Genomic DNA, 9353 nt, shown 5'->3' with positions numbered 1-9353 from the left:
TTTTGAAGTGCCGCTTTTCGGCAGATTTACACACGGCGCACCTCTCCCGAAACGAAGTTTGGGGAGAGGTCGAGCGACGCCGTTCAGGCGTACGTGAGGGTGAGGGCCGAGCATGGGAAAAGGCGCGCACTACCCTCCCCGGAATTCTCGCTGAACGCTCGCATTCCGACCCTCCCCAACTGCGTTCAGGAGGGTGATTTCAATCTTGCGAGCACGGCACTTTAAGACTCACGACTTCTTTGCTCGAAGGGGGCGACGGACTTGGAAGTCCATCGTACGGGGGTGGGGTCACGTTGAGGACCATCGTGCTACAGGTTGTTGGATGTTGTGGGAAAGCACGAAAAAACCCAGTTGGGAGTTCCAACTGGGTTTCGTTTTTTGATTGACGCGACGTTGTATCAACCGTCGGTCTTTTCGGCTTTCTTTTCGAAGCCCTTGCTGAACGCTTTGTCGCTGAAGACCAATTCAGCTTGCTTCTTTTCCTCGGTGCCTTCGACCTTGCCCTTGCAGTTGTTGCAGCAGAAAGCGACTTTCGCTCCATCGACAGTGATCAACGTTTCGGGGTTCAGTTTGCCGCCACTGAGTGGGCATGCTTTCTGTTCGTACTGTTTGGTTTGAACCAGTTGGCGGTTGGCCTGAGTCGCGAACTTTTCAGGTGTCTTGGCGAATTTGCCTTCGCAGCCATTGCAGCAGAAGAACACCTTGCCTTCTTTGTATTCGGCTGACTTGCTCGCTTGAGCATCGCGTGGAGCGACGACGCACTTCACGTCTTTCAAGTCCACGGTTTTTTCCACGGCGTCCGCGGCAACCACGGTGGTGGCGGCGACCAACAGGACAGCCAGAGCTGAGATCCAACGTTTAGCCATCGTTTAACTCGTTCCAATCAAGGGAAGTGACCGCCGCGAAAAGTTGCGAGGCGGTGAATTGACGCAGTTTGCAGAGCATCAAGCTAAGTTGTCGGAGGGCCCGATGTCAAATCCGGATCGTCAGGATTTGCCTCCGATTTCGCATTCAATCGGGCTCGGGCCGCTTCCCAGGGACTCGCAGGTTTCGCCGGTGGAGCCTCCTCGGGTTCGGGCTCTGCAGCGGGTTCAGGCTCTGGATCCGCGGCAACGGGAGCAGGATCCGCAACCGGCTCCGGGTCGGAAACAACCGCTTCGATTTCGGGCGTTTGCGGTTGTGGCTCGGGTTCGGTCGCAGATGTCTCTAGTGCCGATTCCATCGCCGGTGTTTCGGTTTTAGCAGGCTCTGGAACGCTTTCGGGTTGCTCCACTTCGACGGCCGGAGGGGCGACCTCAGCGGCAGGTTCGGCAACCGGCTGGGCCGCGGGAATCGCTTCTGATTCGGCTGTTTTTGCTGCAGTTTCGTTCGATTCCGCAGTTGGCCAAACCGTTTCGGAGGCTTCGTCCTCGGGCCCTTCCTCGGCCAAACGTTCGAGTTTGGCCTGTTTCTTCGCCAATCGACGAGCCACGTGCTGAGCCGCCAATTCCTCCATCGAGTAGATCGTTTCGGGTTGTTCTTTCCCGGTTTGTTTCAGGTACAGCTCCGCGATGAATTCTTTCAGCGGCTTTTTCCAAGGTTGGTCTTTGATATTCGCGTAGCTTGGGAATCTTCGCGGCTCCAGACCCAATTCTCGAGCCATTTGAACTTCGGCGTGGGTCAGGCTGTACTGTTTTCGGATCGCGATCCAAGGCAGGAATTTGTGTGGGATTCTGGCTTTTTTGTTCTTCGCCATGTGGTTTTCGTGAAATTGTGGGGAGGATCTTGGAGTGCGTCTTCGCTGGTTCGGTCTTGACGTTTTACTGTGACGCCTCGTATTGAAGCAGAAGTGTTTGAACGCGTCAGTGCGTCAACACGGTCGAAAATGGACTTTCGACTATCCCGCATCTATTTCACGGATGAGTCTCGCCATGACTAATAGCACCCCCGGCGTCCCTCTGTTGGATGTCAATCGCGACAACGCCCCGCACCGCGACGAGTTCCTCGATGCACTCACCGAAGTGCTCGACAGTGGACGTTTCCTGTTTGGTCCCGATGTGACCGAGCTGGAAAACGAAGTCGCCGCCTACACGCAAACGCCCAACGCGGTCGGTTGCGCCTCCGGAAGTGACGCGTTGCTTTTGGCTTTGATGGCATTGGATGTCAAAGCGGGCGACGAAGTCATCGTGCCGAGCTTCACCTTCTTTGCGTCGGTCAGCTGCATCACCCGCTTGGGTGCGGTTCCCGTCTTCGCCGACATTTGCCCCGACACGTACAACATCGATCCTGAATCGATCGCGTCGTTGATCACCGAAAAGACAGCCGCGATTATTCCGGTTCACTTGTTCGGTCAGTGTGCCCAGATCGATCGAATTTGTGAAATTGCATCCAAGCATGACATCCCCGTCGTCGAAGATGCTGCCCAAGCCATCGGTGCGGCCTACAAAGATCGCCCGGCTGGCAATTGGGGAACGGCAGGTTGCTTCAGCTTTTATCCAACCAAGAACCTGGGTGGGATGGGCGACGGCGGAATCTTGACCGCGACCGACGCTGGATTTGCAGATCGTTTGCGATTGTTCGCCGGACACGGAATGCGTCCGCGTTACTACCACCAAGTCGTTGGCATCAACAGCCGACTGGACACGTTTCAGGCCGCCGTGCTCCGCGTCAAATTGCGTCACCTTGATGCAGCCGTGGAAGCTCGCACGATCAACGCGAACCGCTACACCCGATTGTTGACCGAAGCCGGTTTGGTGAGCGAAGACCAATTGGGCACGCCATATCATGATCCCAACGCTCGCCACGTGTGGAACCAATACACGTTGCGTGTTCCCGGCGGTCGACGCGACGCACTGCGAGCCCACTTGTCCGAACGCAAGATCGGATCGGAGATCTACTATCCGGTTCCGATGCACCAACAAGAGTGCTTCCAAGACATTCCGTTCCGTCACGACGGTTTGGAACACACCGAAGCGGCCAGTGCTGAAGTGTTGAACCTGCCGATCTTCCCATCGTTGACCGAAGCGGAACAAATTCGCGTCGTCGACTCGGTGGCATCGTTCTTCCAACAAGCCAACCGCGCCGCGGCTTGATCCAATCAACATTTTCGAACGGGCGAGTCTCCAAGGTCAGTCGACTATCGGGAACTCGCCCGCTCTTCATGGAACACGGCTCTCTGAATCCCTCATCACGACTTTTCGATTCAGCCATGACTGTGACTCAAAACCAGTCGAACCATTCTCTTTGCCAACCGACAACCCGCTGGAAGTCCATCGGGTTGGTTTGGATGCTGCTTGCAGTATTGGCTCCGACGTTCGCCGCCGCGGACGATTCGGAACTCGCTGCTGCGACCGGTCAACTGTTGCAACAGACGCACGGTGCCCAGTGGGACGACGCGATCGCGACGGCTCGCAAGATCGCGGCCAATGATGGTTCATCGATTCGATCCATCGCCGCTTTGGTTCAACTGGCTCGCCGGTTGGATGCGAGCGGCAACCAAGTCGAAAACGCCGCCGATGTGCACGACATGGCCGCCTATGCTGTGATGCGTTTGCGAGAAAACGATCCAAACTCACTCAGTGCCGAACAAACCGCCAACCTATTGCTCAGCGCAGCCAATGGATTGTCGCGATCCGGCCGTCCCACCGACGCCCATCGTTGGCTCGGCGAAGTCAACCAGCTTGGTGTGACCAGCCCCGAGTGGACGGCGACTTGCATGACCGTTGCATCGGGATTGCTGGATGACGGCCAGCTCGAACTGGCTCAATCGACCTACAACATGGTCATCGACAGCGGCGACAGCCCTCAACTGGCCACGGCACGATTGGGACTAGCGTGGTGCACGGCCATGTCAGGCGAAGACGATCAAGCCGCCCTCACAGCGATCGATCAATTCCTGAAACATCACGGCGACCATGCCGATGTGCCTTCCGCGTTGTTGATGCGGATGTCGTGTCAATTCCGAACGGGGCAATCCGATTCGGCTGATCAAACACTGGAGCAATTGCTCACTGAACACGCCGATTCCAGTGCGTGTCTGCAAGCGATCGTGTCGCATTGTGGCAATCATCCGTTGCATGCCTGCGATGGACCGCTGGCCGATCATTTGATCACTCACGCGAAAAAGCTGATCGCGTCACCTCATTTCACGTCCACGCTGAAACCTTCCGCGATCGGATTGTTGGTGGCCGCTCAGCGAAACGACGCCGATGCTGAGTCGATCTACGCAAACGCCATCGCCACCCGAGACCAAACGGGCGACACCACCGCAGCGATCCTGGAACAACTCACCAGCAACGATCTCGATGCCGACGCACAGCGAATCGCGATGCGATGGATCTCACCCGTTGCATCAAACAAATCAATCAACGGCCAAGACGCCGAACCGATCATCACCGCTGGCGTTCGCGAATCGGCGTGTCGCTGGGCTGGCCGGACATCGAACTGGTCGATTCTCGCCATGGCAGCCAAAGACGAAGAGTCCTTCTTCGATGGCAACGACCAAACCGCGGAACTTCGTGGACGTAATTTGCACGTCGAACGTTTGTTCGCCGAAGCGTTGCTTCAAACCGGTGATGCCAAGTCATCGCTGAAATGGTGGCAACGCATCGTGGACGAGGGCGGGGCCGATGATTTTCCGACCCTTCTTCGACTCGCTGAAACGGCCTCTTCATCCGGATCGATCACGGAAGCCGCTCAACGAATCGCCGCCGCACGAGCCGCGGTTTCACCGACGTCCCCTCAATCGGCATTGGTGAATTTGTTGGCCGCCGATGTGGAGGTCCGACAATTGAACTTTGATCGCGGTCGTTCGCTGCTCGAAAGCGTCGTGAGACTCGGGTCGGCCGATGAAGACGCTCGCGGTCGAGCCCAATGGATGATCGGCGAAACGTACTACATGCAAGATCGATTTGGCGAAGCGATTGACGCGTACCGATTGGTCGAAGGCATCAGCGGCGAAGGCCAATGGACCGCCGCGGCATTGGTGCAAGCCGGGAAGTCGTTTGAACAATTGGGGCGGACACGCGAGGCCGCTGTCTGCTATTCCACCTTGGTGCGTCGCTTTGCGAACAGCCAACATGCGTCCGGAGCCCGCCGCCGATTGGCCGCGTTGTCACCGGACGCCTCCTCTGAATCCCCACTTCGACGATGAATTCACATCGAGACAAGACTCGTCCCAACGCCAACCGCCTGCGTCCAACGCTCGCGGTCGCGTCGCGATTTTTACCGGTCGTCGTGCTGACGGTTGGTTTGTCGATTTGGTCGAACTGGCACGCTTCGGCCATCGCTCAAAACTTCGGCAATCAAGGCTACAGCCAACCGCGAACGAACAACGGTTTTAGCAACAACTACAACGATCCATACGGCGCAGCGGGAAATCAAAACAACTTTGGTGGTGCTCAATACGGAGCGTCCGAACCGGTCGCCCAAATTGCATCTCGCAATACCGGTGGGCTGTCGATCCCGGAAGCCCCCGCAACCGATCAGCTGGCCGGTGAAGGTGATCCGGCCGCTGAGTCCGAAGCCGCTTGGGAACCGCCCGCCTTCATCAGCAAAATTGCCGAAGGTGGCATGCTGATGATCCCACTCGCGATCTGCTCGCTGATCGTCTTGGGACTGTCGATGGAACGCCTGATCTCGCTGCGTCGCAGCCGTGTGATCCCCAAACCGTTTGTTCGCCGTTTCACCGAGTGTGTCGAAGACGGACAACTAAGCTACGAAGAAGCCACGTCGATCTGTGACGAGTTCGATTGCCCGGTCGCGGAAGTTTTCCATGCCGCGGTCCGTCGTTGGGGACGTCCAATGCTGGAAATCGAACAAGCTGTGATTGACGCGGGTGATCGCGTTGGCGATTCGTTGCGACGATTCCTGCGAGTCTTTCATGCGATCAGCAACGTGACACCGCTGATCGGATTGTTGGGCACCGTCCTGGGAATGATCCAAGCTTTTGAAACCATCGCGGATCCCAGTGCCGGCGAAAGCGATTTGCTGGCCTCGGGAATCAGCACCGCTTTGATGACAACCGCCGGCGGACTGAGCGTCGCAATTCCGGCCTACCTCGCTTACATGTACTTTGGTGCCAAGTCCGATGGTTACCTCGGCGAGATCGACAAGCTCTGCCAACGAGTGATCGATTGCATCTCCGCCGAAGGGCTCGAGAACGCGGGCACGGCAAAGGCTCCTCGTAAACGACGGGCAGCCTGATGAAACGCAATCGCGGAACCGAAGACGCGACGATCAACCTGACACCGATGATCGATGTGGTGTTCTTGCTGGTGATCTTCTTCATGGTCAGCAGCAAGATGGATTCCAACGACAGCGGCGTGCAAGTCAACGTGGCGTCGGCCGACATGCAATCACTGGCTCGCACGCCCGATCAACGCATCGTGGAAGTTCGCAGCGATGGTTCGCTGCTGTTGGATGGCACCCCGATGTCATCCGATCAACTCACCGAAACACTGAAACAACAACGTTCGGTCTATCCCGGACTGCAAGTCTCCGTGCGTGGCGACAGCGACAGTTCGCTGCACCATGTCGTGAAAGTCATGCGTCAAATTGAGCTCGCCGGCGTGCAAAAAATGGGCGTCAGCGAACGACGCTAACCCTTTTCTGTTTCGCATATGCCAATTGTCTCGACCACGCCGATGATCCCGGTAGCAGGCGTTTCTGAAACGTCGCCGATCGCTTCGTGGGACAATTTGGAAACTCTCTGGGCCGACCCCAACATCGTTCGCGGCGTCGCCTTGGTCGCGGTGACGCTTCTAGTCATCACGATCGTTCTATTTCGCCGCCGCAAAACCAGCGGCCGCGGTGCAGCGATTGTGTGTTTGATTCTGTCAGTCGCGCTGCACGGTGTGCTGATTGTCTACGTGCCCAAACTGTCAGTGTTTTGGTCGGGCGGCGGCCCGGTTTCTGATTCAGCCGCTGACGCCGGTGCGGCCGACATCGCCGTGTCAATGTTCGATCCTGAGATGCTGGAAACGCTGCAGGAGTCTTCCGAGGCTCCCATCGAATCATCGCCGCTGGCCGCACTCAAGTTGCCCGAGCCCTTGATTCCTGAACGCGAAGTGGAAGCGGAATCGTCCGAACCGCTCGCGGCTGACGATCCCAACATCGAACCTGAATCCGACATCGCACCTCCCGCGGTCGAGATCCCATTGCCATCCATGCCGGCAACGCTTGCGTCGATAGCAATACCCACTCAGCCCGCGCCGACGGAGTCCATTGATTCCGAAGCTGTGGCGACCGATGCTCTGGATTCCAGCATCGATGATTGGCTGCAAGCGGCGCTCGCGGAACCAGTCGAGGAACCCGCCAAAGAATCCATCGAGCAGACTTCACCAGAGATGGCTGCACCGCCATCGCAAAGTGGCGAGTCCCAAACGGTTCGCTCGACCGATGACGACGCCGTCGCAAAGATCGCTTCGGTTCGCCCCGCAACGTCGCTACCTGACGAACCCTCCGCCGGGACGATCGACGAAGATTTCGCGTCACGAGCCGGTGCGGCGAAAGCAAGAGCCCTGATCCAAAACGGCGGCGATGCGGACACCGAAGCCGCCGTCGAAGCGGCACTGAAATACCTCGCATCGCAACAACGAAGCGACGGAGCCTGGGATCCAAAGACGACCGGCGCTGGCCAAGAACGCGCACCGCTGGGGCTCCATCGCGGCGGAGCCGGACGCAACGCAGAAACCGCGATTACTGGGCTGGCGTTGCTTTCCATGCTCGGATCCGGACACACGCATCAAGAAGGCGAACATCGCGACACGGTGTATCGCGGTCTCGCATTCCTGCTGTCACGACAAAGAACGGATGGCTCACTGGCCAGCAACGCGTCCGTCTACGCGGCTCATTACAGTCACGCGATGGCGGGATTAGCGCTCGCCGAAACTGCTGCGATGACCGCTGACCCATCCGCGATGGAAGCCACTCGTCGAGCGGTCGCCTACACCCGTTCGATGCAGCATCCCGTCACCGGTGGATGGCGATACAACCGAGGCGACACGGGCGACCTCAGCCAACTCGGATGGCAAGCATTGTTGATTGATTCGGCTGATCGATCCGGTGCCGTGCCGCAGAATCGTCGCATGTCCGATGGCATCGCACGCTTTTTGGATTCGGTCCGTCGCGGCCGTTCGGGCGGACAAGCCTGCTATCGCCCCGGCGAACCGACTTCGCCAACGATGACCGCCGAAGCACTCGCGACACGATTGTTGATTGGACAAAAGCTTCCCGACGCCACCATTCGCGAAGCCGAGTCGGTGCTGCTGGCCAACTTGCCCGGACAAGGCAACGGCCCCGACAACTATTACTACTGGTACTACGCCACGATGGCGCTGCACCAGTTGCAAGACGACGCCTGGGAAACCTGGAACGCCGCGCTCAAACAACGACTGCTCTCCACCCAGCAACCCGATGGATCTTGGTCCGATCAATCGTTGTGGGGTGGCTACGGCGGAACCGTCTACACGACGTCGATGGCCACGCTCTGTCTGGAAAGCTACTACCGCCACTCCCGTCGGCCCGAGTGAGGCGTGAAACGGGCGTCTTGATGCCGCTTCAGAAAGACGCGGTGTGCGAGATTGATCCGATTTAACATTCCCGGGTGTGCTGCTACCTCGTCAATATCGAGGCCCCTCCTGCCGACGCGGCTGTATACGCCCGAAAGTACCGCAGCGGATCTCCCGCCGAGGTTGGATGCGCCTCGGTAACAACCTTCCGCGATGGGACGCGAACGTCGGTCTTTGAATCAACCGGTTATCAGTTTGAGAAGATCGCCGATGTTTCGGTGCGCTTCGATCGGGTGACGCAACGCTTGGTCAGCCAAAACTTCATAGTGGTTTTTGCGCCCCACTTTTTCTCGCCTGATGAATCCCTCTTCTTCCAAGTCTTGAACGATACGCTGAACCGCTCGCTCGGTGATGCCCACCTCCACAGCGACTTCTCGCAGCACCAGATCCGGCCGTGCGTGTAGCGCGATCAACACGTGAGCGTGGTTAGTCAAAAACGTCCACCGGGCACTCGAGCGACGTTCCTCGGCCGCACCAGGATCCAACGAAGACTTCTTTTTTATCGTTGATTTGGCCGCTGGTGGCACCGCATCAGCCTGTTTTTTTTGTGCGGAACTCCTTCCGCGAGTGACTTTCTTCGCTGCCATGATTTTGGGTCCGCCTGGGCCGCGGTTTCCTACGATTTCAAAGTGTTTGAACCAAGCCACTCCTCAGTGAGTCTTGTGATTCCGAATTGTAACATCGAAAACACGTCTTTTTTTTCGTGACACCAGAATCACCCATCAAACACGCGTTTTACGGCGAAAACAGGGATAGCTTGACGGCTGAAAGGAAAAACACGCTCAACATGGAGCGAAAATTGGA

General features: G+C 57.6%; 8 protein-coding genes. 5 read left to right on the top strand and 3 right to left on the bottom strand.

Annotation, left to right across the window (positions count from 1 at the left end; translation table 11 throughout):
• Positions 1-398 precede the first annotated feature (398 nt).
• Complete coding sequence (locus RE6C_RS05965) at positions 399-866, bottom strand: hypothetical protein (RefSeq protein ID WP_008654768.1); 468 nt, start codon at positions 864-866, stop codon at positions 399-401.
• 83 nt (positions 867-949) lie between these two features.
• A complete protein-coding gene (locus RE6C_RS05960; protein ID WP_008654766.1) occupies positions 950-1735 on the bottom strand; it encodes a hypothetical protein in 786 nt (261 codons plus the stop codon).
• Between the two features lie 163 nt (positions 1736-1898).
• Between RE6C_RS05960 and RE6C_RS05955 the strand changes: the two genes are divergently transcribed.
• From RE6C_RS05955 to RE6C_RS05935, 5 genes are all read left to right on the top strand, one after another.
• Positions 1899-3071: a DegT/DnrJ/EryC1/StrS family aminotransferase gene (locus RE6C_RS05955; protein ID WP_039961302.1), complete on the top strand. Its 1173-nt coding sequence runs from the start codon at positions 1899-1901 to the stop codon at positions 3069-3071.
• A gap of 116 nt (positions 3072-3187) precedes the next feature.
• On the top strand, positions 3188-5131 hold the full coding sequence (locus RE6C_RS05950; RefSeq protein ID WP_039961301.1) for a tetratricopeptide repeat protein: 1944 nt from the start codon (positions 3188-3190) through the stop codon (positions 5129-5131).
• A complete protein-coding gene (locus tag RE6C_RS05945) occupies positions 5128-6183 on the top strand; it encodes a MotA/TolQ/ExbB proton channel family protein (protein WP_008654762.1) in 1056 nt (351 codons plus the stop codon). Before RE6C_RS05950 ends, RE6C_RS05945 begins: the two co-directional genes overlap by 4 nt.
• The gene (locus RE6C_RS05940; RefSeq protein WP_008654761.1) at positions 6183-6581 is read left to right on the top strand and encodes an ExbD/TolR family protein; all 399 of its coding nucleotides are present in this window, start codon (positions 6183-6185) and stop codon (positions 6579-6581) included. Before RE6C_RS05945 ends, RE6C_RS05940 begins: the two co-directional genes overlap by 1 nt.
• An 18-nt stretch (positions 6582-6599) precedes the next feature.
• Positions 6600-8510: a prenyltransferase/squalene oxidase repeat-containing protein gene (locus tag RE6C_RS05935; protein ID WP_008654760.1), complete on the top strand. Its 1911-nt coding sequence runs from the start codon at positions 6600-6602 to the stop codon at positions 8508-8510.
• 218 nt (positions 8511-8728) lie between these two features.
• Here the strand turns inward: RE6C_RS05935 and RE6C_RS05930 are convergent, their stop codons facing one another.
• Positions 8729-9196, bottom strand: coding sequence for a helix-turn-helix transcriptional regulator (locus RE6C_RS05930; protein ID WP_008654759.1), 468 nt, complete (start codon positions 9194-9196; stop codon positions 8729-8731).
• Positions 9197-9353: the final 157 nt, after the last annotated feature.

It is taken from the genome of Rhodopirellula europaea 6C, assembly GCF_000338295.1.
Taxonomy (GTDB): Bacteria; Planctomycetota; Planctomycetia; order Pirellulales; family Pirellulaceae; genus Rhodopirellula; species Rhodopirellula europaea.
The sequence above is the reverse complement of the archived record's forward strand: the minus strand, read 5'-3'. Positions and strand labels throughout refer to the sequence as shown.

What these genes read in the sequence shown, in the direction of transcription:
- RE6C_RS05945 (WP_008654762.1), top strand. Translation starts at nt 5,128, where the DNA reads ATGAATTCACATCGAGACAAGACTCGTCCCAACGCCAACCGCCTGCGT.
- RE6C_RS05965 (WP_008654768.1), bottom strand. Translation starts at nt 866, where the DNA reads ATGGCTAAACGTTGGATCTCAGCTCTGGCTGTCCTGTTGGTCGCCGCC.
- RE6C_RS05935 (WP_008654760.1), top strand. Translation starts at nt 6,600, where the DNA reads ATGCCAATTGTCTCGACCACGCCGATGATCCCGGTAGCAGGCGTTTCT.
- RE6C_RS05955 (WP_039961302.1), top strand. Translation starts at nt 1,899, where the DNA reads ATGAGTCTCGCCATGACTAATAGCACCCCCGGCGTCCCTCTGTTGGAT.
- RE6C_RS05950 (WP_039961301.1), top strand. Translation starts at nt 3,188, where the DNA reads ATGACTGTGACTCAAAACCAGTCGAACCATTCTCTTTGCCAACCGACA.
- RE6C_RS05960 (WP_008654766.1), bottom strand. Translation starts at nt 1,735, where the DNA reads ATGGCGAAGAACAAAAAAGCCAGAATCCCACACAAATTCCTGCCTTGG.
- RE6C_RS05940 (WP_008654761.1), top strand. Translation starts at nt 6,183, where the DNA reads ATGAAACGCAATCGCGGAACCGAAGACGCGACGATCAACCTGACACCG.